Genomic DNA, 22868 nt, shown 5'->3' with positions numbered 1-22868 from the left:
TTCATTTATTTGAAAGGGAGCTTTCTTATTTTTCAAGAGATTTAGGGATACACTCTAAAAGGATGAAGCTATGCATGTCTAGTCATGCAAGGGTAAAAAAGAGAGGAGCATACGAAATGACAAAGTATATTTTTGTAACAGGAGGAGTTGTTTCCTCACTTGGAAAAGGGATCACGGCTGCATCGTTAGGCCGCCTTCTGAAAAATAGAGGGATGGATGTCACCATTCAAAAGTTTGATCCATATATCAACGTAGACCCAGGGACAATGAGTCCATATCAGCACGGTGAGGTATTTGTCACAGACGACGGTGCTGAAACAGATCTTGACTTAGGTCACTACGAGCGCTTCATTGATATTAACTTGAATAAATACAGCAACGTCACAACTGGTAAAATCTATTCTACAGTCCTGAAAAAAGAGCGCCGCGGCGACTATTTAGGTGGAACCGTACAGGTCATTCCCCATATTACAAATGAAATCAAAGACCGTGTGTACCGTGCAGGGAAAGAAACGGGTGCAGATGTTGTCATTACAGAAATCGGTGGAACAGTTGGAGATATCGAATCCCTTCCATTCCTAGAAGCGATTCGTCAAATGAAGAGTGACATCGGCCGTGAAAACGTGATGTACATTCATTGTACCCTTGTTCCTTACATCCGTGCTGCAGGCGAACTGAAAACAAAACCAACACAGCATAGTGTAAAAGAACTTCGTAGTCTAGGTATTCAGCCAAATGTCATTGTGGTCAGAACTGAAATGCCATTGGCACAAGACATGAAGGACAAAATTGCGCTATTCTGTGATATTGATACGAAAGCAGTCATCGAATGTCAGGATGCAGATACCCTTTATTCGATTCCGCTTGATTTACAAAAGCAAGGATTAGACAAGCTTGTATGTGAGCACATGAAGCTTGACTGTCAAGATGCGGACATGACGGAGTGGACGGCGCTTGTTGATAAAGTGCAAAACCTTTCAAAACAAGTCACAATTGGTCTTGTAGGGAAATATGTTGAGCTGCAAGATGCATACATTTCTGTCGTTGAATCACTTCGTCATGCGGGCTATGCATTTGATGCGGATGTTCAAATCAAATGGATCAACGCAGAAGAAGTCACAGCAGAAAATATGGCTGATTTCGCTCAAGATGTAGACGGCATTATTGTTCCTGGAGGCTTCGGAGACCGCGGAGTAGAAGGGAAAATCATTGCAACACAATATGCGCGCGAAAACAAAGTGCCATTCTTCGGAATTTGCTTAGGTATGCAAGTCGCATCTATCGAATATGCGAGAAACGTACTAGGTTTAGAGGGAGCGCATTCCGCTGAAATTGATCCAGAAACAGCATTCCCAATCATCGACCTTCTTCCAGAACAGAAGGATGTAGATGACTTAGGTGGAACACTTCGCCTCGGCCTATACCCTTGTAAATTAAACGAAGACTCAAAAGCATTTGCTGCATACAATGACGAAGTCGTGTACGAACGCCACCGTCATCGCTATGAGTTTAATAACGAATTCAGACAGCAAATGGAAGCAGCAGGTTTTGTCTTCTCTGGTACAAGCCCAGACGGACGCCTTGTTGAAATCATTGAACTGAAGGATCACCCATGGTTCCTTGCTTCTCAGTTCCACCCAGAATTCATTTCAAGACCGACAAGACCACAGCCGTTATTTAGAGATTTCGTTGGTGCTTCACTACAGGCATCTGAATCAAAATAAAACAAAAAACTGCCGAGAATATCATCTTCTCGGCAGTCAGGCTGTCGAGAAAATCTCGACAGCTTTATTTTTTTCCTTAAAATTTACATCTCCTCATTTTATAATAGAGAAAAGCCCACTAAAGGAAGGTGTTTTTCTCATGTTCCACACTAGAAATTCTTCTCAGCACGAAGCCGAATTTGTATTACTAGATCAACTGGTCGAAGAGGATCACCTGCTTCGTAAAATTGATCAGTACATTGATTTTTCATTTATCGTAGATAAAGTAAGACCGTATTATAGCGAGAATAAAGGTCGTCCTTCTCTTGATCCACTTATTTTGTTCAAAATGATGTTTATCGGATACCTGTACGGTATCCGTTCTGAAAGACAACTTGAAAAAGAAATTTACTATAACATGGCGTATAGATGGTTTTTAGGTTTGAACATCAATGACCCCGTTCCTCATCACTCGACCATTAGCTGGAATCGTCGTACTCGATTCAAAGATACAACGATTTTTCAAGACATTTTCGACGAGATTGTGCTTCAAGCTATCAATCATGATATGGTAGGAGGCCGCGTTCTTTTTACTGATTCAACTCATCTTAAAGCCAATGCCAATAAACATAAATATATGAGAAAAACGATTGAACAAGATACCCAGAACTATATAAATGATTTAGAAGAAGCGATCCAAGAAGATCGGGTGGCACACGGAAAAAAGCCCTTAAAGGTAAAAGAGGAGGTGAAAACGGAAAAAGACATTCGTCAAAGTACGACTGATCCTGAAAGTGGCTATCTTTATCGTGAAAACAAACCGGAAGGCTTTTTCTACCTAGACCACCGTACAACGGATATGAAGTACAATATCATCACGGATGCCCACATCACGCCCGGTAATGTCCATGATTCTGTTCCGTATCTTGATCGGTTGGATCACCAAATCGCACGATTTGGTTTTCAAGTAGAAGCTGTTGCCCTTGATTCTGGTTATTTGACGACCCCAATCTGTAAAGGTTTATCAGATCGCCGTATTTTTGGTGTCATCGCACATAGACGCTTTCATCCAACAAGAGGTTTATTTGAGAAGTGGAAATTCAAGTATGACTCTGAACATGATCATTACATATGCCCAAATGGTGAGAAGCTATTATATACAACAACTGATCGAAAGGGTTATCGATTCTACAAATCAGATCCTAAAAAATGTGCATCGTGTTCTTTCCTTGAAAGATGCACAAGGTCGAAAAATCATCAAAAAGTCATCTCAAGACACATATGGGAAGAACATAAAGAAAAGATCAGACAAAATCGTCTATCTGTCTCTGGAAAAGAGCTATATAAAAAAAGAAAAGAAAAAATAGAGCGAAGCTTTGCAGATTCAAAACAACTGCACGGGCTTCGCTACTGCCGGTTGAGGGGAAAACAAAATGTGAGTGAGCAAGTTCTTCTCACAGCTGCCTGTCAGAACATGAAGAAGATTGCCACACATCTAGCGAAGCTAGGTTAGGTGTGTGGGAGGCCTTTTTCATTCAATCTCATCCATCATCATTACGATGAAAATAAAAAAGATTGTAGAAAAACATGAGTTTCTCTACAATCTGACTGCCGAGAATATCATCTTCTCGGCAGTTTTTTTATTCATATTCCTCAACGATTTCTTTCACAGTAAACGATAGAGCATGGTAGACATATAAGCAGGTCATCAGTGCAGGATAGCCGAACCTTGTTCCATCTTCAGCAGGCACAAGTGGTTTTTTGAGCTGAAAATCAATGTGGACATCACAATGCTCTTCAATGAATGACGTCTCCTTTTGTGCAGGACCGACCCCAACAATAGGTGTACCTTGTTCGTGAAGCTCTTTGACAAGGGATTGAATCTCTTGATCTTCTGGATCTGAATAAAATAAAAGCACCCTGTCACTTGGATGAAGTAAGCTGCGCTCCTTTTGATCCAGCGGCAGAACCTTCGCACCCGGAAACGGCTCCTTGCTCTCAGATGCCTCTAAGGCTACAGCCGCCAGTTCATTCTTGCCATGAAAATACACGGCATGTCCACTGACAACGGCCTGAGCAAGAAGGCGTGCACCGTCTTCGATCGCTTCGGCCTGCTTATCTCCAATACGTGAAAAAATACCTGATAATTGGGTAGTGAAAATTTTTAACAAGACTCATTTCCTCCTTCTGTCAGATCATTTTATAATAGAATATAAAGAGAATATTAGGAAAAATGCTCAGAAAATGTCGTAAAGTAAACTATTATAATTAAAGGAAATGTGAAAATCAAACAGAATTATTTAACAACAGCTCTTTTTATGGCGAAAAATGAAAGCAATGGGGTGTAACAGATGAATGAGAAAATTTTAATTGTCGATGATCAGTACGGTATTAGAATATTGCTGAATGAAGTGTTTCATAAAGAAGGCTATCAAACCTTTCAAGCCGCTAACGGACTACAGGCATTAGATATTGTGAAAAACCATAGACCAAACCTCGTCCTGCTTGATATGAAGATTCCCGGAATGGATGGCATTGAGATTTTAAAACGCATGAAATTAATTGATGAAGACATCCGCGTGATCATTATGACAGCTTATGGCGAACTAGATATGATTCAAGAGTCTAAAGAGCTAGGTGCATTAACGCATTTTGCTAAACCATTTGATATTGATGAAATCCGTGATGCAGTCAAAGAATACTTGCCGCTCGAAACAAATGGCTAGATGGAAATGATTGAATCAAGTCATTCTGTTGCCGATTTGTCGAATAATTGGTATTCTAGATAAGAAGAAGAAAGCGATCTGACTTTGAAAGTTTACATATGGCGAGAAATTCTGGTCATGCTAGGGTGGAGAGCTTTTTTTAGTAAGCAAATTAGCTACATAGGGAGGATTTTTCATCATGCCTTTAGTTTCAATGACAGAAATGTTGAAAGACGCAAAGGAAAAAGGTTACGCTGTTGGACAGTTTAACTTAAATAACTTAGAATTCACGCAAGCGATTTTACAAGCTGCTGAAGAAGAGAAATCTCCAGTTATCTTAGGAGTATCTGAAGGAGCAGGACGCTACATGGGCGGCTTCAAAACAGTTGTCGCAATGGTAAAAGCGTTAATCGAAGAATATAATGTAACAGTTCCTGTTGCGATTCATTTAGATCACGGTTCAAGCTTTGAATCTTGTGCAAAAGCCATTCATGCAGGATTTACTTCTGTGATGATTGATGCTTCTCACCATCCATTTGATGAGAACGTAGCGACAACTGCAAAAGTAGTTGAGCTTGCACATTTCCACGGTGTATCTGTAGAAGCTGAGCTTGGAACGGTTGGTGGACAAGAAGACGACGTCATCGCTGAGGGCGTTATTTATGCTGATCCAAAAGAGTGCCAAGAGCTTGTAGAACGTACTGGTATTGACTGCCTTGCGCCTGCACTAGGTTCAGTTCATGGTCCATACAAAGGTGAACCAAACCTTGGTTTCGCTGAAATGGAAGAAATTGGTAAAACAACTGGACTTCCACTTGTTCTTCACGGCGGAACAGGTATCCCAACTGCTGACATCAAGCGTGCGATTTCACTTGGTACAGCAAAAATCAATGTAAACACTGAAAACCAAATTGCTTCTGCGAAAGCAGTTCGCGAAACACTTGCTGCAAAAACAGAAGAGTATGATCCACGTAAATATCTTGGACCAGCTCGTGAAGCAATTAAAGCGACTGTTATCGGCAAAATGCGTGAATTTGGTTCTTCTAACCAAGCATAATTTGATGAGAACCGAAAGCCGCCTGAGTCACAGGCGGTTTTCTCCATATCTTGAGAAAGCGCAATCAAATTTACATTTCAGACAATTTATTGATAGGAGAGTGGCACAGTTATGTTATTTTTCGTAGACACAGCGAATATCGCAGATATCAAAGAGGCACACGAGCTTGGCATTTTAGCAGGCGTGACAACAAACCCTAGTTTAGTAGCGAAAGAAAAGGACGTATCGTTCCACGACCGCCTTCGTGAAATCACTGACGTGGTATCAGGTTCAGTTAGTGCGGAAGTCATTTCCCTCAAAGCAGAAGAAATGATCGAAGAAGGAAAAGAGCTGGCTGCTATTGCACCAAATATCACAGTGAAAATCCCAATGACAACAGACGGTCTTAAAGCAGTCAAAGCGTTAACAGACCTTGGAATTAAAACAAACGTCACGTTGATTTTTAGTGCAAACCAGGCACTTCTTGCAGCTAGAGCTGGTGCGACGTATGTCTCTCCATTCCTCGGCCGCTTAGATGACATTGGCCAAAATGGTCTTGATCTCATTAGTGAAGTGAAAACCATTTTTGATGTTCATGGATTAGATACACAAATCATTGCTGCATCCATTCGTCACCCGCAGCATGTGACAGAAGCTGCGCTTAGAGGTGCTCATATCGGCACAATGCCGCTGAAAGTCATCAAGCAGCTGACAAAACACCCATTAACGGATGCAGGCATTGAGCAATTTTTAGCAGACTGGAATAAATAAGTGATTGTGGCAGACGGATACGCATCCGTTTGCCGCAGTTTTCCTTAAATACGCTAAGAAATGTTTTGTGCAAAGAAGAGAACATCACAGCCTCGCAAAGCTTCGATTATTTTTCTTCCGACAAATTTCGTTTAACCTGTATTCTTTCTCTTGATATTGGCTAAATTTTGGACAAGACCTTTTAAAGCGCGACATCCACAAACAGTATAACTCCAACAGTGATCTTCTTTAAGAAGGGAGACAAATATGGAAAAGTTAAACATTGCCGGCGGTGACCCCTTGCGCGGGACCGTACATATTAGTGGTGCGAAAAATAGTGCTGTGGCACTGATTCCTGCCACGATTCTCGCTGATTCTCCAGTAACCATTGAAGGCCTTCCGCATATTTCAGATATTGACACATTACGAGATCTGTTAGAAGAGATTGGCGGAAAGGTCACGTTTGAAAAAGGTGAGATGGTTGTCAATCCTGCCTCCATGATCAGTATGCCGCTTCCTAATGGGAAAGTGAAGAAACTACGAGCATCCTATTATTTAATGGGTGCTATGCTCGGTAGATTTAAGCAGGCTGTCATTGGATTGCCAGGGGGATGTCACTTAGGACCTAGACCGATCGATCAGCATATCAAAGGCTTTGAAGCACTTGGAGCCGAGGTGACAAACGAACAGGGTGCGATTTATTTGCGCGCTGAAAAATTAGTCGGAGCCCGTATTTATCTTGATGTTGTCAGTGTAGGTGCGACCATCAACATCATGCTGGCAGCCGTACTGGCTGAAGGGAAAACAGTGATTGAAAATGCCGCAAAAGAACCCGAAATTATTGATGTAGCGACACTGCTTGCAAGCATGGGAGCTAAAATCAAAGGTGCGGGGACGGATGTGATTCGGATCGAAGGTGTGGAATCTCTTCATGGCTGCAGGCATTCCATCATCCCTGACCGCATAGAAGCAGGTACATTTTTAATTGCAGGTGCAGCGATGGGTGATGAAGTTGTGCTTGATAATGTGATCCCAACTCATTTAGAATCAATTACGGCGAAACTTAGAGAGATGGGATTCACAATTGAAACAAGCAACGATCAAATGCTGATCGTTGGCAGGAATGAAGGACTCAAGCCTGTCGATATCAAAACCCTTGTGTATCCGGGCTTTCCGACCGATCTTCAACAGCCGATGACGGCTTTGTTAACAAAGGCGAAAGGCACGAGTGTCGTGACAGATACCATTTACTCTGCCCGCTTTAAACACATTGACGAATTGCGTCGAATGGGTGCTAATATGAAGGTGGAAGGAAGATCTGCCATTATTACAGGTCAAACGCAGCTTCAAGGTGCAAAGGTCAAAGCAAGTGATCTGCGAGCAGGTGCTTGTCTCGTTGTTGCAGGGTTAATGGCAGACGGTGTGACTGAAATCACAGGGCTTGAACATATAGACAGAGGATATAGTATGCTTGAGGAGAAGCTTGAAGGCTTGGGTGCAACCATCTGGCGTGAAAAGCTGAGTGACCAAGAAATAGAAGAACTTCAAAATTCATAAGGCTTTGACTGTGAGAGGAGATTTGGACAAAAATGGAAAGAAGTTTATCGATGGAACTAGTACGGGTGACAGAAGCAGCTGCATTAAAATCTGCTCGTTGGATGGGTAGAGGTTTAAAAGACGAAGCGGATGATGCTGCAACAAGTGCCATGCGTGATGTATTTGATACGATTCCGATGAAGGGAACTGTGGTCATCGGCGAGGGAGAAATGGACGAAGCGCCAATGCTTTATATTGGGGAAAAGCTTGGAAACGGATATGGACCTCGCGTGGATGTCGCTGTTGATCCATTGGAAGGAACAAATATTGTGGCAAGCGGCGGCTGGAATGCTTTAGCTGTTATCGCTGTTGCAGATCATGGCAACTTGCTGAATGCACCTGATATGTACATGGATAAGATCGCAGTAGGTCCAGAAGCGGTAGGCTGCATCGACATTGAAGCGCCTGTCATTGACAATCTTCGTGCTGTTGCAAAAGCGAAAAACAAAGATATTGAAGATGTTGTTGCGACAATTTTAAACAGAGAGCGACATGAAAAGATCATTGCTGAGCTGAGAGAAGCTGGAGCAAGAATCAAGCTGATCGATGATGGTGACGTTGCAGGAGCCATTAATACAGCATTTGATCACACAGGTGTTGATATTCTATTTGGTTCAGGTGGAGCGCCTGAAGGTGTCCTTTCTGCTGTTGCGTTAAAAGCACTTGGTGGAGAAATCCACGGTAAGCTTCTTCCACAAAGTGAAGAAGAGCTGAGACGCTGTGAGAAAATGGGACTGGATGTTGGAAAAGTCCTCAGAATGGAAGACCTCGTGAAAGGCGATGACGCCATTTTTGCAGCGACAGGTGTAACAGATGGCGAGTTATTAAAAGGTGTTCAATTTAAAGGCTCTGTTGGAACAACACATAGTGTTGTCATGCGTGCGAAATCAGGTACTGTTCGATTCGTCGATGGCAGACACAGTTTAAAGAAAAAACCGAATCTTGTCATTCGTCCGTAATCTGAAAGCGGGTATTCTTTACCCGCTTTTCATATAGGTGTCAAATATATATCATTTTCTTTTTAAAGTTGAATATTCCCTGCAAATGAGGTAAAACTAAAGAGTGCTGCGAAATTTTCTGCGAATTTACTTCTTTTAAGCTTCAACAAGTTTAAATACTGCCGCATCATGACGATATACTCATTATCCTTCTCTATGTTGACAAAGCTCAATTTCACATTGTTCCTATCTTTACGATAAAACGAGTGGGAGCGTTACCATGAGAGCGAGGTCATTCCAACAAAAACGGAATTAAAAGCTAATCAAATACAATGGTCATGCATTTGTAATGAAATACATTGACTAGAAAAGTGTGGTGTCCATATTGAAAGATGTTTCGATTTCATCTTTGGAAAATATGAAATTAAAAGAGCTGTATGAGTTAGCAAAAAAGTACAAAATCTCTTATTACAGCAAACTAACAAAAAAAGAATTAATTTTTGCCATCTTAAAGGCGAATGCTGAGCAAGAGGATCTCTTATTTATGGAAGGGGTTCTAGAAATTATTCAGTCAGAGGGATTTGGTTTCTTAAGACCAATTAACTACTCCCCAAGTTCTGAAGACATTTATATTTCAGCTTCACAAATCAGACGCTTTGATTTAAGAAATGGTGATAAGGTGTCTGGAAAGGTACGACCTCCAAAAGAGAATGAACGCTACTATGGCCTCCTTCATGTCGAAGCGGTAAATGGGGACGACCCAGAATCAGCTAAGGAACGTGTTCACTTTCCTGCACTCACGCCGCTATTCCCTGATCGTCAAATGATTCTTGAAACACAGCCTAATCACCTGTCTACTAGAATTATGGATATGATGGCGCCAGTTGGGTTTGGGCAACGTGGTTTAATTGTTGCACCGCCTAAGGCTGGGAAAACCATTTTGCTCAAAGAAATTGCCAACAGCATCTCTGAAAATCATCCAGAGGCAGAACTGATTGTTCTTCTTATTGACGAACGTCCAGAGGAAGTAACAGATATCGAACGTTCTGTTGCAGGGGATGTCGTTAGTTCAACCTTTGACGAAGTACCGGAAAACCACATTAAAGTAGCAGAGCTTGTATTAGAGCGTGCGATGCGTCTAGTTGAACATAAAAAAGATGTCATCATCTTAATGGACAGCATCACAAGGCTTGCTCGTGCATACAACCTTGTCATCCCGCCAAGCGGCCGAACGCTTTCCGGCGGTATTGATCCAGCGGCTTTCCACCGTCCAAAACGCTTCTTTGGTGCTGCGCGTAACATCGAAGAAGGTGGGAGCTTGACCATTTTAGCTACTGCACTTGTTGATACGGGATCACGTATGGACGATGTGATTTATGAAGAGTTTAAAGGAACAGGAAACATGGAGCTCCATTTAGATCGTTCTCTTGCAGAAAGAAGAATTTTCCCAGCCATCGACATTCGTCGTTCCGGTACAAGAAAAGAAGAACTGCTTGTGCCTAAAGAACATCTTGATCGTCTATGGGCGATGAGAAAATCAATGTCAGATACACCTGATTTCGCTGAGAAATTCATGCGCAAAATGAGAAAAACAAAGACAAACCAAGAATTTTTCGATATTTTAACGCAAGAGTGGAAACAAGCAAATATGTCTGCATCAAGAAGATAGCTTCCTGAAAAAATACATTTGCAATCATAGACTCACACTGTTATAATTTTATCATGTGCGTTTCAGAATTTATTCTGAGATATTAACTCTGTTTCCGAATTGGATTCAGGGCGGAAGGAGATGACAGTAGATGAAAACAGGAATTCATCCTAACTACAAAAAAGCTACAGTCAAATGCGCTTGTGGAAATGAGTTTGAAACTGGATCAGTAAAAGAAGAGGTACGCATCGAGATTTGCTCTGAGTGCCATCCTTTCTATACAGGCCGTCAAAAATTCGCTTCTGCTGATGGACGTGTTGACCGCTTTAACAAAAAATACGGTCTTAAGTAATAATAGATACAATAAACAGGCAGGAATCCGTTCTTGCCTGTTTTTTTACGTGGATTGATGGAACTTTAAAACGGGGGAGAAGACCTTATGTATGTGATGAAACAAAGCGGTTGGCTTGAAGTCATCTGCGGAAGTATGTTTTCTGGAAAGTCGGAAGAATTGATTCGGAGAGCCAAAAGAGCCACCTTTGCCAAACAAGAAGTAAAAATATTCAAACCAGCGATTGATAACCGGTATAGCACAAGCTCAGTTGTGTCACATAACGGTTCATCCGTCGATGGGATTGCAGTAACCTCACCAAAAGACATAATAACGCACATATCAGAACGAACCGATGTCATTGGCATTGATGAGGTGCAATTTTTTGATGAGACAATCATTGATATTGTCACTCAGTTGGCTGATAAAGGCTACCGAGTCATTGTTGCAGGCCTTGATCAAGACTTCAGAGGAGAGCCATTTGGTGTTGTTCCGCATTTAATGGCATGTGCAGAGCTTGTAACAAAACTTCAGGCAGTTTGTTCGGTATGCGGCTCCCCAGCGAGTAGAACACAACGCTTGATCGACGGTAAACCCGCATCCTATGATGATCCCATTATTTTAGTAGGTGCGCAGGAATCATACGAAGCACGATGCAGACATCACCATGAAGTACCAAAACTAGATGTTGGTACAACACTTGACAATTAAAAAAATAGCAAATGCCGCTGTGTTTCGTTTTTCGAGTTTTTGGCTGAACACCCATCATTTGTACTTAAATAAATTAAATAACGCTACGAAAAAATTATCTAATTTTCAACGCTTGCGTTTTGGTATAAGCAGGCATAAAATGACTAACTGTAGTGTAAAGCATTTAAACGAAAAGTTCGATTTCTTGTCATAATTTTTTTGATTAAGGATTTTTCTCCTTGATCGTTCTTTGTATTAATAGTTCACTTTATTTATATTTTAGAAAGAGGGTAGTTTTTGATGAACAACGTGAAGAAAACAAAAGAAGGGTACCTCGAAACCACTTTGACAGGTAAAGATGTATTATCGATTCCAACGTTGAACAAAGGCGTTGCTTTCTCTGAAGAAGAAAGACAAGAGCTTGGACTAGAAGGATTACTTCCTCCAACTGTTCTGACTTTAGAACAGCAAGCAGAGAGAGCATACAAGCAATTTCTAGCTCAGCCAGATCGTCTTCGTCAAAACGTATACTTAAGTGATTTGCAAAACCGTAACGAAGTATTATTCTATAAGCTTCTAACGGACAAGCTTCGTGAAATGCTTCCTGTTGTTTACACACCAACTGTTGGTGAAGCGATTCAAGAATACAGCCATGAATACAGAAGACCTCATGGTGTCTACCTTTCAATCGACAACATTGACGGCATTGAGAAAGCATTTGAAAACTTACATGCAACAGCAGGCGACATCGACCTCATCGTAGCAACTGACTCTGAGAGTATTCTTGGAATTGGTGACTGGGGTGTTGGTGGTATCAACATCGCAATTGGTAAATTAGCTGTTTACACGGCTGCAGCAGGGATTGATCCAAGCCGCGTGATTCCAGTTGTATTAGATGTTGGAACTAACAATGAAAAACTATTAAATGATCCATTGTACATCGGGAACCACCACAAACGTGTACAAGGTGAAAAATACGAGGAGTTCATTGATGCGTATGTCAAAGCAGCACTTAAATTCTTCCCGAAAGCATTGCTTCACTGGGAAGACCTTGGAAACAAAAATGCGCGTAACATCATGAAAAAATACAACGACAACATCTTAACATTTAATGATGATATCCAAGGTACTGGTGCCATTACTTTAGCGGGTGTTCTTGCAGCTGTCAAGAAAACTGGTACTCAATTGAAAGATCACCGTGTGATGATTTTCGGAGCTGGATCAGCTGGAATCGGAATCGCCGATCAAATGCGTGACACAATGGTTCTTGAAGGTCTAAGTGAAGAAGAAGCAAACAATGCATTCTGGACGTTAGACTACAGAGGATTGCTAACAGATCAGTTTGAAGATGAAGTGCTTGATTTCCAAAAACCATACCTTCGTTCTTCTGATGAAGTAGAAGGCTGGGCTCGTGATGAAAAAGGACAAATCTCATTTGCTGAAGCTGTTCGCAAGGTGAAGCCAACCATTCTTATTGGTACATCAGGTCAAGGTGGCGCATTCACTGAAGAAATTATTAAAGAAATCGCAGCTCATACAGAGCGTCCAGTGATCATGCCGATGTCTAACCCAACTCCACTTGCTGAAGCAGTACCGGAAGATCTATTCAAATGGACAGACGGTCGTGCGCTTGTTGCAACTGGAAGCCCATTCGAAAATGTCGAGTATAACGGAATTGAACATGAAATCGGACAATCAAACAATGCGTTCGTTTTCCCTGGACTTGGTCTTGGTTCAATCGTAACGGAATCAAAAATTATCACAAAAGGCATGTTCGTTGCTTCTGCAAATGCGATCGCTGAAATGGTTGATCATGAAAAACCAGGCGCTGGACTGCTTCCAAGCATTGATAAATTGCAAGAAGTATCAATCAAGGTAGCTGTTGAAGTAGCAAAAGCAGCAATTAAAGATGGTGTCGCAAGAAGAACACCTGACAACATCGAACAAGCTGTGAAAGATGCTATGTGGATTCCTGAATATAAAAAAATTGTAAGAGCATAATAAAATGTGTAACGCGGCATTGTTTCGGGTAATGTAAGCAATGCCGCTATAAAATAAGAAACATGTAAAGGATTCAAGGAGGAATAGTAAGATGGACTTTTTAAATATTTTGATCCTCCTAGCACCGATTTTTTTCGTTATCGCGCTGGGTTGGTTCGCAGGGAACTTCGGCAGCTATGACGCTAAATCTGCAAAAGGTGTAAGTACACTTGTTACAAAGTATGCTTTGCCAGCGCACTTTATCGCCAGCATTCTGTCAACACCAAAAGATAAATTCTATAGTCAAATTCCATTTTTCGTTGCATTGATTCTCGGAATCGTAGGCTTTTATATCATTATCCTTTTAGTTACGAAATTTGCTTTTAAATATGATTTAACAGATTCATCTGTTTTCTCATTAAACTCAGCACAACCGACCTTTGCATTTATGGGGATTCCGGTCTTGGGCAGTTTATTTGGGGCTCAAGAAGTTGCAATTCCGATTGCTATTACCGGAATAGTTGTAAATGCATTGCTTGATCCAATTGCTATTATTGTGTCAACTGTCGGTGAAAAAACAAAAGGAAAAGCCAAAGACGGCGAAAGTTTCCTAAAAATGACGACGAAAGCGATTTTGCACGGTTTATCAGAGCCGCTTGCGCTTGCACCGTTAGCAAGTATCATTCTTGTTCTTTTAGGATTTAAACTTCCTGAAATCGGACATGAAATGCTAGAGGAAATTGGAAGTGTGACATCAGGGGTTGCGCTCTTTGCAGTCGGTGTCACAGTCGGTATCCGCAAAATTAAACTGAGCTTACCAGCTTTCAGTATCGCATTGCTCAAAGTAGCTGTACAACCGTTACTTATGTATTTTATCGCCATTCTTATGGGTCTTTCGGCGGATGAAATTACAAAAGCTGTATTGCTTGTTGCCTTCCCAGGTTCAGCTGTTGCGGCCATGATCGCCACTCGATTTGAGAAACAGGAAGCAGAAACAGCATCGGCATTTGTGATCAGTGCGATCATGTCACTCATTACATTACCGATCATTATTGCACTTACCGTATAATATAGTAGAAAGGCTGCCTTATAGGCAGCCTCAGACTGTAGACAAAGGGCTAAAATGTACTTTATTTTAGCCCTTTGTCTTCTTTTCAGCGTGAAAGAAAACCTTTGCAGTCTAGGAAGGACGAGCACTGGAGCGGAGCGAATTTGATATTCGTGAGCACCAGCGCGCAGGACTGACAACGAATGCGAGGGTTTGTCTTCACGCTAAGGCTGCCTCGTTAGGTAGCCTTTCTTAGCGAAATGAATGAAACAGAGGGAAGAGCACACGCTTTTTTTTCATTTCGGGGTGTGCCTTTTCCTTTTCTTCTTCTTTTGATGGTTTTGGTTTTGTCAATGTGGCTGTGAGGCGTTCTAATTTTGCAGTTAATTCTTCAATTTCTCTTCTGTGCTGGAGGAGCTGGTAGGAAACGCCTTCATCTGCTTTCTTAGCGAGTTTCCGTTCTATTTCTTGGAAACGGGCTTCAATATGACTGACATGTGATTGCTCTTGAAGGAGCTGTTTCACTTGTTCTTCTAAGGCTTCTATCCGTTTTGATGAGTCAGAAGTTTCTACAGCAGGTGATAATTGCTGGGCGGTTTCTTCATGGATCGGCAGTCTAATGTCATGGAGAATCACACCTTCGTTCATTTGGTGTTGGACCTCTTTGAGCAGCTGGACAATGTCATCATGAAATTCGTAATGTCCAAGTTCATTCCGGGCGACAGGGATGTTGAGCTGTTTGACCCAGCGCTGAATGGTTTTTGAAGATACACCAATTTCCTTTGCAACCTCATTTGTATTCAAACCAAATGCCCTCCCTTTTTTCAATTACAAGTACCATTCTCTTTCGTGAGCATCCGTTCCTTCACGTTAGACAAAACAAGTAACCAATCGCCAAAGATCGTGTTTTCTAGTGAAAAATTGCAGAAAATCAATTGTTTTGGAAATTTTTTTGACTGTCATACCCCGCTATACTATAATTAGACTGTTACGCACAAAACAGAGGTGAAGACCATGTTAGACCGTTTAAAATCAATTGAAGAACGCTATGAAAAGCTAAATGAATATTTAAGTGACCCTGAAGTGGTGAACGACCCTAAGAAGCTTCGTGAATATTCGAAAGAACAATCTGATATTCAAGAAACTGTTGAGGTATATAGACAATATCGTGCGGCATATGATCAGCTAAGTGATGCGAAAGCCATGCTGGAAGATAAGCTCGATGCCGATATGCGCGACATGGTCAAAGAAGAAATTTCAGAGCTCACAGAGGAAACAGAACGTTTAGAAGACGAGCTGAAAATCTTGCTCATCCCGAAAGATCCGAATGACGATAAGAACGTTATTGTGGAGGTTCGTGGTGCAGCGGGCGGAGAAGAGGCTGCGCTGTTTGCAGGAAACCTGTACCGTATGTACAGCCGTTATGCTGAAATGCAAGGCTGGAAAACGGAAGTCATGGAAGCGAGTGTCACTGGAACTGGCGGTTATAAGGAGATCATCTTTATGATTAGCGGTAAAGGTGCATATTCTAAACTAAAGTTTGAAAACGGTGCACACCGCGTGCAGCGTGTTCCTGAAACTGAGTCAGGCGGCCGTATTCATACATCAACAGCGACAGTTGCTGTATTACCAGAGGCTGAGGAAGTTGAAATTGATATTCACGAAAAAGATATTCGTGTGGATACATTCGCATCAAGCGGACCAGGGGGACAAAGTGTTAATACCACAATGTCTGCTGTTCGTTTAACTCACCTGCCAACAGGTGTAGTGGTTTCCTGTCAGGATGAGAAATCACAAATCAAAAACAAAGAAAAAGCGATGAAAGTTTTGCGTGCGAGAATTTATGATAAATTCCAGCGTGAAGCACAAGCTGAATATGACCAAACCCGTAAATCTGCTGTTGGAACAGGGGATCGTTCAGAGCGTATCCGTACGTACAATTTCCCGCAAAACCGCGTGACGGACCACCGTATCGGATTGACGATTCAAAAGCTTGATCAAATTTTAGAAGGAAAACTTGACGAGGTCATTGATGCATTAATTATGGAAGACCAAGCAAGAAAACTTCAAAATGCAAAATAAAGAGCGAACGATCTTTGAAGCCCTTAAATGGGCTTCTTCTTTGTTAACGGAAGCGGGCAGAGACCAAAACGCAGCAGAGTTAATGTTGATGCATGTGCTTGGATGGAGCAGAAGTGAACTTCTTGCCCGTTTTCATGATCCACTGCCAGAGGAGCAAGATTCTCAATTCAGCAAGTTCGTCGCACAGCACAAACGTGGAGTGCCTGTGCAGCATTTAACGGGTGTTGAATTTTTTTATGGGCGTCCTTTTGAGGTAAACAAACACGTTCTGATTCCTCGTCCTGAAACGGAGGAAGTGGTGCTGGCGGCATTAAACATGATGAATCGTGTGTTTCCTGATGATCAGCCGCTCAAAGCTGTTGATGTTGGAACAGGTAGCGGTGCAATTGCGATTACGTTAGCTCTTGAAAAAGAATCTCTCACTGTGATAGCGACGGATATTTCACATGAAGCACTTGAAGTAGCAAAGCGAAATCAAGAAGCGCTTGGTGCAGACGTTCATTTTGTCCAAGGGGATTTACTTGAACCGATTATAGCTCAAGGCATCAAAGTTGATGTGTTTATTTCCAATCCGCCTTATATTGCGGCAGAAGAAATGGATGGTTTATCAGAGGTTGTCACAAAGCATGAACCTGTCAATGCGCTGACAGATGGGCGTGATGGCCTGTGGTTTTATGAGCGTATCGCCTGTGATCTCCACAAAGTACTTCATCAGCAAGCAGTGGTTGTCCTTGAAATAGGACATACACAAGCACAAGATGTAAAAGCGCTTCTTTTGCAGGCGTTCCCTTCAGCTGATGTTCATATCATCAAGGATATCAACGGAAAGGATCGAGCGGTTTGCGCACACATTCAAAACGGAAGTCCGGCTGAATAAAGTCGGACTATTTTATTATGTAAAGATGAAACTTATGGTAAAAGGGAAACGTATATATAGAAGAATGAACATTCTGATCATGATTTTTTACATAAATTTGTTTTGAAGGAGCGAATGGTGTGAACAGAAGGTATGCGATGGTGTTGGTCATCGTCAGTGTACTATTGATTGTGAGTGCTTGCGGTAAACCAAGCTTTAAAAAAGAAGCAGCAGCATTTGGGGAAAACTATAAAAAAGCACAATACACAGTGAATCGGACGGATGACCTATCTGACATGAAGGAGAAGTTGAAGGATTATTTAACCGAGCATGAATATCAAGAATATACAGAAGACAGTATGTTTCCAAGTGTATTAGAAGCAGCAAAAGATCAAGATTGTCAAATTAAACTGAAAAAAATTACGTTTACACCTTCAGATGAAAGCGATGACAGGATTGAATTTGACTATGAAATGATCATTCAATTTATTGACCATAAAGGAAAGGTCAAAAAGGAAATTGAGAAAAAAGGTGCAATGACAGTTATCAAAACAGATTCTGGATTAAAAATCAGCCGAGATTGGGATGGAAGACTGTACCCGTCCGATTACCAATCCTCACTAAAAAGCCGTTCATAAGTTGTCGAATGGCTTTTTTGCATGCAGAAAAAACATTGATTCGCTCACCTCATGTAGTTGTTTTTTACTCATAATCTATTAAAAAAATCATTTTTGCTGTTTACGAGATGCGTTTCCTGGACACAATGTTTGTAGCGAAGAGAAAAAAGTGGGGGGAACACATTATGTTCAAAAGTAAAATGATGATTTGTCTTTATATGTTTCTATTATTATGTGGTGCTTTTGCAAACCTTGGAAAAGAGGAGACGGCGGCTGCTTCTGCCAATCAGCCTGTTGTGATTCCAGATGAAGCCATTCGTTTACGCATTTTAGCCAACAGTGACCAGTCGGCAGATCAAGATGTGAAACGAAGTATTCGAGATGAGGTCAATGCCAATATAACGGAGTGGGTGAAAGACCTCACATCCATTGAAGAAGCTAGACGTGTGATTCGTTCAAAGCTTCCAGACATCAATCGTATTGCCAAAGCAAAATTAAAGGAACAACACATTGATCAATCCGTATCGGTCAGCTTTCAAAAAGCCTCATTTCCAACAAAGCTATATGGCAACTTTGTTTATCCTGCTGGGAAATATGAAGCCATTTTGATTACGTTAGGGGAAGGAGACGGAGCCAATTGGTGGTGTGTGTTATTCCCACCTCTCTGCTTTATCGATTTTTCAAACGGAGAAGCGATCGCCTCACCAGAAGGAGATGATAAAGAGCAGGTAGCCGCAGAGCCATCAAATGAATCTGTCAATGAAGTGGTAAAAGAAGAAGAGACGGGTGAAGTGAAATTCTTTCTGTTCGAATGGGTCTCTAGTCTTTTCTCTTAAAAAAGGTCTAAATCTGTTTTTGCCTCATAGAGTTGAAGTAAGAGAACAAAAAGAGGTGAAAGCATGTATTATCAATTAAGAATAGCGACAGAAGAAGATGCCCCGGCCATTAATGCTTTTCTTGAAAAAGGCCAAGCGAAAGGCGGGGTGACGATTGCAGAGCGTACGTCATTTGTGGTCATGGAAGATGCAGACGGTGAGCTTGCAGGCTGTTTAGGTCTTGAACGACTAAATGAACAAGAAGGATTGCTAAGATCACTTGTGATATCAGATAAACTTGGTCAGGGGCATATCGTTTCTCTGTTCCAAAGTGTTCAAACGCTAGGGGAAAAGCAAGGTGTGGACACCTTTTATGTTGTAGCCAATCACTCCTCTTCGCATGATTTTTTAGCGCTGATGGGCTTTACGCCTATAGAGGAAATCCCAGAAAGTGTGTGGGTATCTGCGCATGCAAAAGAGTCGTTGGGAAAAGAGCAGGCGGTTGTGCTGCAAAAAACAGCGAGTTAATCACAAAACACCGGACTTATTCACATACTTATCCACTGTAAAACAAGCGTTATCCACAAATTGTGGACAACGCTTGTTTTATTTAGCATCATCTTTTATACTTTCAAAAGGATAATTGAGATATATCAACAGTTTTATCTTTTTTAAAAGGAGTTTGTATGATGTTAAATACAAAAAGGTGGTCTGTGGATTTAAAAAAGGATTTATCCACATACTATCCACAAATTGAACAAGCAGCTCTGTTGTTGCGGCAGAATGAAGTGGTCGCTTTTCCGACAGAAACGGTGTATGGACTAGGGGCAAATGCAAAAGAGACAGAGGCTGTGAAGAAAATTTATGAAGCGAAAGGACGCCCAAGTGATAATCCGTTGATTGTTCATATTGCGGACGTTCAACAGCTTCACGAATTTGCGAAAATAGAAAATGAAAAAGTAACAGCGCTGATGGATGCCTTTTGGCCAGGCGCTCTCACCATTGTTCTACCTTGTAAGCCGGGCACATTATCAAAGCAGGTGACGGCAGGTTTAACGACAGTAGGCGTAAGAATGCCTGATCATCCTGTTGCGCTTGAACTCATTCGAGCAGCTGGTCTGCCAATTGCCGCGCCTAGTGCCAACCGTTCGGGAAAACCGTCGCCGACACTTGCGGATCATGTCGCGAGTGATCTTGATGGGAAAATTGCTGGCATTGTCGATGGTGGTTCAACAGGTATTGGCGTGGAGTCAACGGTTGTATCCTGTATAGACGAGATTCCAGTGATCTTAAGGCCGGGGGGTATTACAAAAGAAGCGTTAGAAGAGGTCGTAGGAAGAGTCAACATGGATCTAGGGCTGACGAAAAAGGATGAGGCGCCAGTATCGCCGGGAATGAAATACACACATTATGCACCTGAAGCACAAATGTATATATTTCATGGAAGTGATGAAGACATGCAGCTGCATATTCAGAAGTACCGAGCTGAAGGGCTAAAAGTAGGTGTGCTGACGACAGAAGAAAAGAAGGAATGGTTTGCGGCAGATGTTATCTTTAGCTGTGGATGGAGAGAAAAGCCTGAAACGGTTGCGGCAAACTTATATCGTGTGCTGAGACAATTTGATGAAACGGATGTAGACTTGATCATTTCAGAAGCCTTCTCAGAGCAAGGAGTTGGTTCTGCGATCATGAACCGTCTGCAAAAAGCGGCAGGAGGGCGCACTCTCTCTTCATTCAAATAGTTCTAACCTCTCTTGGACAAACATAGGTTAAAGGAGAATGCGTGTCCAAGGGGGATTTACATGAATGAACTAGCTGGCGAATTGCTGACACTCAGTATCATGGCTTTTGCACTTGGAATGGATGCCTTTTCGGTTGGACTCGGCATGGGGATGATTCAGCTGAGATTCCGCCAGATCCTTTATATTGGACTTGTCATTGGGATATTTCATATGTTTATGCCTCTTTTTGGCATGCTAACAGGTCAGCTTTTATCTGGCTGGCTTGGGCTCCTAGCAACCTATATAGGCGGGGCGCTGCTTTTGGTGCTGGGTCTGCAAATGATCATCGCTTCTATCCGAAAAGAAGATAAGCCATTTATCGCACCTGTTGGGGCCGGTCTCGTTCTTTTTGCAACAAGTGTGAGTTTAGATAGTTTTTCCGTTGGCTTAAGCCTGGGGATTTACGGTTCTCGGGTGTTGATGACCATTTTATTGTTTGGCTTTTTTAGTATGATGCTCACATGGCTTGGATTATTACTCGGTAAACAGGTTCGGTCATGGGTAGGTTCATACAGCGGGGCGCTTGGCGGATTGATTTTACTAGCCTTTGGAATCAAATTATTATTTCCGCTCTAGCCAGTCTCCTTACATAACATGTAGAATGAAATGCTATATAATAGAAGAAAAGGAGGTCGAAAGATGAATATCTTATTTGTTTGTACGGGAAATACTTGCAGAAGTCCGATGGCTCAAGCCCTTTTTTCCTCCATTGCAGATGAAAAAGGCTTACAGGTCACTGTAAAATCAGCGGGCATCTTCGCCTCTGATGCAGGGAAGGCTTCTCCTCAAGCAGTCGAAGCATTATTTGAGAAAAGCATTCCACTGAATCACTCATCGTCTAAACTAACAGAAGAACTTCTTCATGAAGCAGATTATGTCTTCACCATGACGATTCAGCATAAGCAGTTGATTGTGGAGCAATATGCTCATGTGAAAGACAAGGTCTTCACTCTAAAAGAATTTGCGACAGGATCAGAAGGTGACGTGTCGGATCCATTTGGAGGGAGTCTCTCCATTTATCAGGAGACACGAGATGAACTAGAAACGCTATTGTATCAACTTGCTAAAAAGCTTAAACAGGATCACAAATCCTCATAAATGGACAACCTGTAAAACCGTTGCGTAAACGGTTTTTCTGCTTTTGTTTGCAAATGACTAGGCAGAGGTTAAAATATAACTGTAAATAAAGAATGAATGTAAGACATGACAGATTAACTCACCCTTAGGAGGAATTGCCCGATGAAAGTAGCCATTGCATCCGATCACGGCGGAACGAATATTCGTGAAGAAATCAAACAACTAATGGATGAATTAAAGATTGAATACATTGATATGGGTTGTGAATGTGGATCAGGTTCTGTAGACTACCCTGACTATGCTTTTCCTGTAGCCAATATGGTGGCAAACGGGGAAGTCGATCGAGGCATTTTGATTTGCGGGACAGGTATCGGAATGAGCATTTCAGCAAACAAAGTGAAAGGCATCCGCTGTGCACTGGCGCATGATACATTCAGTGCAAAGGCGACGAGAGAACATAACGATACAAATGTTCTTGCGATGGGAGAACGAGTCATTGGACCAGGATTGGCAAGAGAGATTGCTCACATTTGGCTGACAACAGAATTTACTGCAGGACGTCATGCTGTGCGGATTGGTAAAATCGCTGATTACGAAGAAAAGCACCTGTAAGGAGCGCTTAACATGAACATTGGTCAAGATTGGCTTGAAATGTTAAAAGAGTTTCATCAAACAGTTGAACTGCGAGCCGGCCACATTTTAGTGATTGGCTGCAGTACGTCAGAAGTGGCTGGCGAGCACATTGGGACAGCGGGAAGTGAGCAAATTGCTGAAGCTATTTATCAAGAGCTCGATCAACTGAGACGCGAAACAGGAATCGAATTGGCCTTCCAATGCTGCGAGCATTTGAATCGTGCCCTCGTTGTGGAAGAAGAGGTGGCGTACCGGCTTAACTTAGAAATTGTAGCGGCAGTACCTGTCCGTAAGGCGGGTGGTTCTATGGCGGCTCATGCGTATCAGCAAATGGAACACCCTGTGCTGGTTGAATCCATTTCAGCACATGCAGGGATTGATATCGGTGATACATTAATCGGCATGCACTTAAAGCGGGTAGCCGTACCGGTCCGTCTCAGCCGTCATCAATTAGGACAAGCACATGTGACGTTTGCAAAAACTCGTCCAAAGCTGATTGGCGGAGAACGAGCCGTTTATACAAGATCATAGTTCGGATATATTTCTAATATAATGTTGAATGATGAAGACGCTCCACCCCTT

General features: G+C 42.0%; 24 protein-coding genes. 22 read left to right on the top strand and 2 right to left on the bottom strand.

Annotated elements, in window-relative coordinates:
* The first annotated feature begins 116 nt into the window (after positions 1-116).
* Together pyrG and M2353_RS17670 are read left to right on the top strand one after the other, a co-directional pair.
* The gene (pyrG, locus tag M2353_RS17675; protein ID WP_017360053.1) at positions 117-1724 is read left to right on the top strand and encodes a glutamine hydrolyzing CTP synthase; all 1608 of its coding nucleotides are present in this window, start codon (positions 117-119) and stop codon (positions 1722-1724) included.
* A gap of 139 nt (positions 1725-1863) precedes the next feature.
* Positions 1864-3216 (top strand): IS1182 family transposase, encoded by a 1353-nt coding sequence (locus M2353_RS17670; RefSeq protein ID WP_096880954.1) that lies wholly within the window; start codon positions 1864-1866, stop codon positions 3214-3216.
* Positions 3217-3343: 127 nt separating this feature from the next.
* On the opposite strand, the gene M2353_RS17665 is transcribed toward M2353_RS17670, so the two are convergent.
* The gene (locus M2353_RS17665; protein WP_008343445.1) at positions 3344-3874 is read right to left on the bottom strand and encodes a DUF2529 domain-containing protein; all 531 of its coding nucleotides are present in this window, start codon (positions 3872-3874) and stop codon (positions 3344-3346) included.
* Positions 3875-4054: 180 nt separating this feature from the next.
* On the opposite strand from M2353_RS17665, the gene M2353_RS17660 reads away from it, so the two are divergent.
* From M2353_RS17660 to M2353_RS17615, 10 genes are all read left to right on the top strand, one after another.
* Positions 4055-4429 carry a response regulator gene (locus tag M2353_RS17660; RefSeq protein WP_003214681.1) on the top strand — a complete coding sequence of 125 codons (375 nt, stop codon included), beginning with the start codon at positions 4055-4057 and terminating at the stop codon, positions 4427-4429.
* A gap of 178 nt (positions 4430-4607) precedes the next feature.
* A complete protein-coding gene (locus M2353_RS17655; protein ID WP_284725809.1) occupies positions 4608-5465 on the top strand; it encodes a class II fructose-bisphosphate aldolase in 858 nt (285 codons plus the stop codon).
* Positions 5466-5576: 111 nt separating this feature from the next.
* Positions 5577-6215 (top strand): fructose-6-phosphate aldolase, encoded by a 639-nt coding sequence (gene fsa, locus M2353_RS17650; protein WP_003215343.1) that lies wholly within the window; start codon positions 5577-5579, stop codon positions 6213-6215.
* 246 nt (positions 6216-6461) lie between these two features.
* On the top strand, positions 6462-7751 hold the full coding sequence (locus M2353_RS17645; RefSeq protein ID WP_061420485.1) for a UDP-N-acetylglucosamine 1-carboxyvinyltransferase: 1290 nt from the start codon (positions 6462-6464) through the stop codon (positions 7749-7751).
* Between the two features lie 32 nt (positions 7752-7783).
* Positions 7784-8749, top strand: a complete 966-nt coding sequence (glpX, locus tag M2353_RS17640) for a class II fructose-bisphosphatase (protein WP_007497670.1) — start codon at positions 7784-7786, stop codon at positions 8747-8749.
* A gap of 364 nt (positions 8750-9113) precedes the next feature.
* The gene (gene rho, locus M2353_RS17635) at positions 9114-10397 is read left to right on the top strand and encodes a transcription termination factor Rho (RefSeq protein ID WP_007497667.1); all 1284 of its coding nucleotides are present in this window, start codon (positions 9114-9116) and stop codon (positions 10395-10397) included.
* A gap of 130 nt (positions 10398-10527) precedes the next feature.
* A complete protein-coding gene (gene rpmE / locus M2353_RS17630) occupies positions 10528-10728 on the top strand; it encodes a 50S ribosomal protein L31 (RefSeq protein WP_003215407.1) in 201 nt (66 codons plus the stop codon).
* An 87-nt stretch (positions 10729-10815) separates the two neighbouring features.
* Positions 10816-11418 carry a thymidine kinase gene (locus M2353_RS17625; RefSeq protein ID WP_007497666.1) on the top strand — a complete coding sequence of 201 codons (603 nt, stop codon included), beginning with the start codon at positions 10816-10818 and terminating at the stop codon, positions 11416-11418.
* A 279-nt stretch (positions 11419-11697) separates the two neighbouring features.
* Entirely contained in the window at positions 11698-13398 is a 1701-nt protein-coding gene (gene malS / locus M2353_RS17620) for an oxaloacetate-decarboxylating malate dehydrogenase (protein WP_024718762.1), read from the top strand.
* 91 nt (positions 13399-13489) lie between these two features.
* Positions 13490-14446, top strand: a complete 957-nt coding sequence (locus tag M2353_RS17615; protein WP_007497662.1) for an AEC family transporter — start codon at positions 13490-13492, stop codon at positions 14444-14446.
* A gap of 231 nt (positions 14447-14677) precedes the next feature.
* Here the strand turns inward: M2353_RS17615 and racA are convergent, their stop codons facing one another.
* Positions 14678-15229, bottom strand: coding sequence for a chromosome-anchoring protein RacA (racA, locus tag M2353_RS17610; protein ID WP_268416847.1), 552 nt, complete (start codon positions 15227-15229; stop codon positions 14678-14680).
* A gap of 210 nt (positions 15230-15439) precedes the next feature.
* Here racA and prfA point away from each other — a divergent pair, with 210 nt between their 5' ends.
* The 10 genes from prfA to M2353_RS17560 all read left to right on the top strand — a co-directional run bounded on the left by prfA (position 15440) and on the right by M2353_RS17560 (position 22817).
* Positions 15440-16507, top strand: a complete 1068-nt coding sequence (gene prfA, locus M2353_RS17605; protein ID WP_008343422.1) for a peptide chain release factor 1 — start codon at positions 15440-15442, stop codon at positions 16505-16507.
* A complete protein-coding gene (gene prmC, locus M2353_RS17600; RefSeq protein ID WP_284725808.1) occupies positions 16497-17384 on the top strand; it encodes a peptide chain release factor N(5)-glutamine methyltransferase in 888 nt (295 codons plus the stop codon). The genes prfA and prmC overlap by 11 nt, the downstream gene beginning before the upstream one ends.
* Positions 17385-17521: 137 nt before the next feature.
* Positions 17522-18001: a hypothetical protein gene (locus M2353_RS17595; protein WP_019743247.1), complete on the top strand. Its 480-nt coding sequence runs from the start codon at positions 17522-17524 to the stop codon at positions 17999-18001.
* A 164-nt stretch (positions 18002-18165) separates the two neighbouring features.
* The gene (gene spoIIR / locus M2353_RS17590; protein WP_017360045.1) at positions 18166-18816 is read left to right on the top strand and encodes a stage II sporulation protein R; all 651 of its coding nucleotides are present in this window, start codon (positions 18166-18168) and stop codon (positions 18814-18816) included.
* 63 nt (positions 18817-18879) lie between these two features.
* Positions 18880-19323 (top strand): GNAT family N-acetyltransferase, encoded by a 444-nt coding sequence (locus M2353_RS17585; protein WP_007497650.1) that lies wholly within the window; start codon positions 18880-18882, stop codon positions 19321-19323.
* Positions 19324-19484: 161 nt separating this feature from the next.
* Positions 19485-20537 (top strand): L-threonylcarbamoyladenylate synthase, encoded by a 1053-nt coding sequence (locus M2353_RS17580; protein ID WP_284725807.1) that lies wholly within the window; start codon positions 19485-19487, stop codon positions 20535-20537.
* 60 nt (positions 20538-20597) lie between these two features.
* The gene (locus M2353_RS17575) at positions 20598-21152 is read left to right on the top strand and encodes a manganese efflux pump MntP (protein ID WP_025208133.1); all 555 of its coding nucleotides are present in this window, start codon (positions 20598-20600) and stop codon (positions 21150-21152) included.
* 63 nt (positions 21153-21215) lie between these two features.
* Positions 21216-21674: a low molecular weight protein arginine phosphatase gene (locus M2353_RS17570; protein WP_017360042.1), complete on the top strand. Its 459-nt coding sequence runs from the start codon at positions 21216-21218 to the stop codon at positions 21672-21674.
* Between the two features lie 141 nt (positions 21675-21815).
* The gene (rpiB, locus tag M2353_RS17565) at positions 21816-22265 is read left to right on the top strand and encodes a ribose 5-phosphate isomerase B (RefSeq protein ID WP_003214714.1); all 450 of its coding nucleotides are present in this window, start codon (positions 21816-21818) and stop codon (positions 22263-22265) included.
* A 12-nt stretch (positions 22266-22277) separates the two neighbouring features.
* Complete coding sequence (locus tag M2353_RS17560) at positions 22278-22817, top strand: TIGR01440 family protein (protein ID WP_135009591.1); 540 nt, start codon at positions 22278-22280, stop codon at positions 22815-22817.
* Positions 22818-22868 lie beyond the last annotated feature (51 nt).

This window comes from Bacillus aerius, assembly GCF_029894105.1.
Taxonomy (GTDB): Bacteria; Bacillota; Bacilli; order Bacillales; family Bacillaceae; genus Bacillus; species Bacillus altitudinis.
The sequence above is the reverse complement of the archived record's forward strand: the minus strand, read 5'-3'. Positions and strand labels throughout refer to the sequence as shown.

Bases quoted from the DNA above. Each gene is read 5' to 3' on its own strand.
- pyrG (WP_017360053.1), top strand. From the start codon at position 117: ATGACAAAGTATATTTTTGTAACAGGAGGAGTTGTTTCCTCACTTGGA.
- M2353_RS17670 (WP_096880954.1), top strand. From the start codon at position 1,864: ATGTTCCACACTAGAAATTCTTCTCAGCACGAAGCCGAATTTGTATTA.
- M2353_RS17660 (WP_003214681.1), top strand. From the start codon at position 4,055: ATGAATGAGAAAATTTTAATTGTCGATGATCAGTACGGTATTAGAATA.
- M2353_RS17655 (WP_284725809.1), top strand. From the start codon at position 4,608: ATGCCTTTAGTTTCAATGACAGAAATGTTGAAAGACGCAAAGGAAAAA.
- fsa (WP_003215343.1), top strand. From the start codon at position 5,577: ATGTTATTTTTCGTAGACACAGCGAATATCGCAGATATCAAAGAGGCA.
- M2353_RS17645 (WP_061420485.1), top strand. From the start codon at position 6,462: ATGGAAAAGTTAAACATTGCCGGCGGTGACCCCTTGCGCGGGACCGTA.
- glpX (WP_007497670.1), top strand. From the start codon at position 7,784: ATGGAAAGAAGTTTATCGATGGAACTAGTACGGGTGACAGAAGCAGCT.
- rpmE (WP_003215407.1), top strand. From the start codon at position 10,528: ATGAAAACAGGAATTCATCCTAACTACAAAAAAGCTACAGTCAAATGC.
- M2353_RS17625 (WP_007497666.1), top strand. From the start codon at position 10,816: ATGTATGTGATGAAACAAAGCGGTTGGCTTGAAGTCATCTGCGGAAGT.
- malS (WP_024718762.1), top strand. From the start codon at position 11,698: ATGAACAACGTGAAGAAAACAAAAGAAGGGTACCTCGAAACCACTTTG.
- M2353_RS17615 (WP_007497662.1), top strand. From the start codon at position 13,490: ATGGACTTTTTAAATATTTTGATCCTCCTAGCACCGATTTTTTTCGTT.
- prfA (WP_008343422.1), top strand. From the start codon at position 15,440: ATGTTAGACCGTTTAAAATCAATTGAAGAACGCTATGAAAAGCTAAAT.
- prmC (WP_284725808.1), top strand. From the start codon at position 16,497: ATGCAAAATAAAGAGCGAACGATCTTTGAAGCCCTTAAATGGGCTTCT.
- M2353_RS17595 (WP_019743247.1), top strand. From the start codon at position 17,522: ATGGTGTTGGTCATCGTCAGTGTACTATTGATTGTGAGTGCTTGCGGT.
- spoIIR (WP_017360045.1), top strand. From the start codon at position 18,166: ATGTTCAAAAGTAAAATGATGATTTGTCTTTATATGTTTCTATTATTA.
- M2353_RS17585 (WP_007497650.1), top strand. From the start codon at position 18,880: ATGTATTATCAATTAAGAATAGCGACAGAAGAAGATGCCCCGGCCATT.
- M2353_RS17580 (WP_284725807.1), top strand. From the start codon at position 19,485: ATGTTAAATACAAAAAGGTGGTCTGTGGATTTAAAAAAGGATTTATCC.
- M2353_RS17575 (WP_025208133.1), top strand. From the start codon at position 20,598: ATGAATGAACTAGCTGGCGAATTGCTGACACTCAGTATCATGGCTTTT.
- M2353_RS17570 (WP_017360042.1), top strand. From the start codon at position 21,216: ATGAATATCTTATTTGTTTGTACGGGAAATACTTGCAGAAGTCCGATG.
- rpiB (WP_003214714.1), top strand. From the start codon at position 21,816: ATGAAAGTAGCCATTGCATCCGATCACGGCGGAACGAATATTCGTGAA.
- M2353_RS17560 (WP_135009591.1), top strand. From the start codon at position 22,278: ATGAACATTGGTCAAGATTGGCTTGAAATGTTAAAAGAGTTTCATCAA.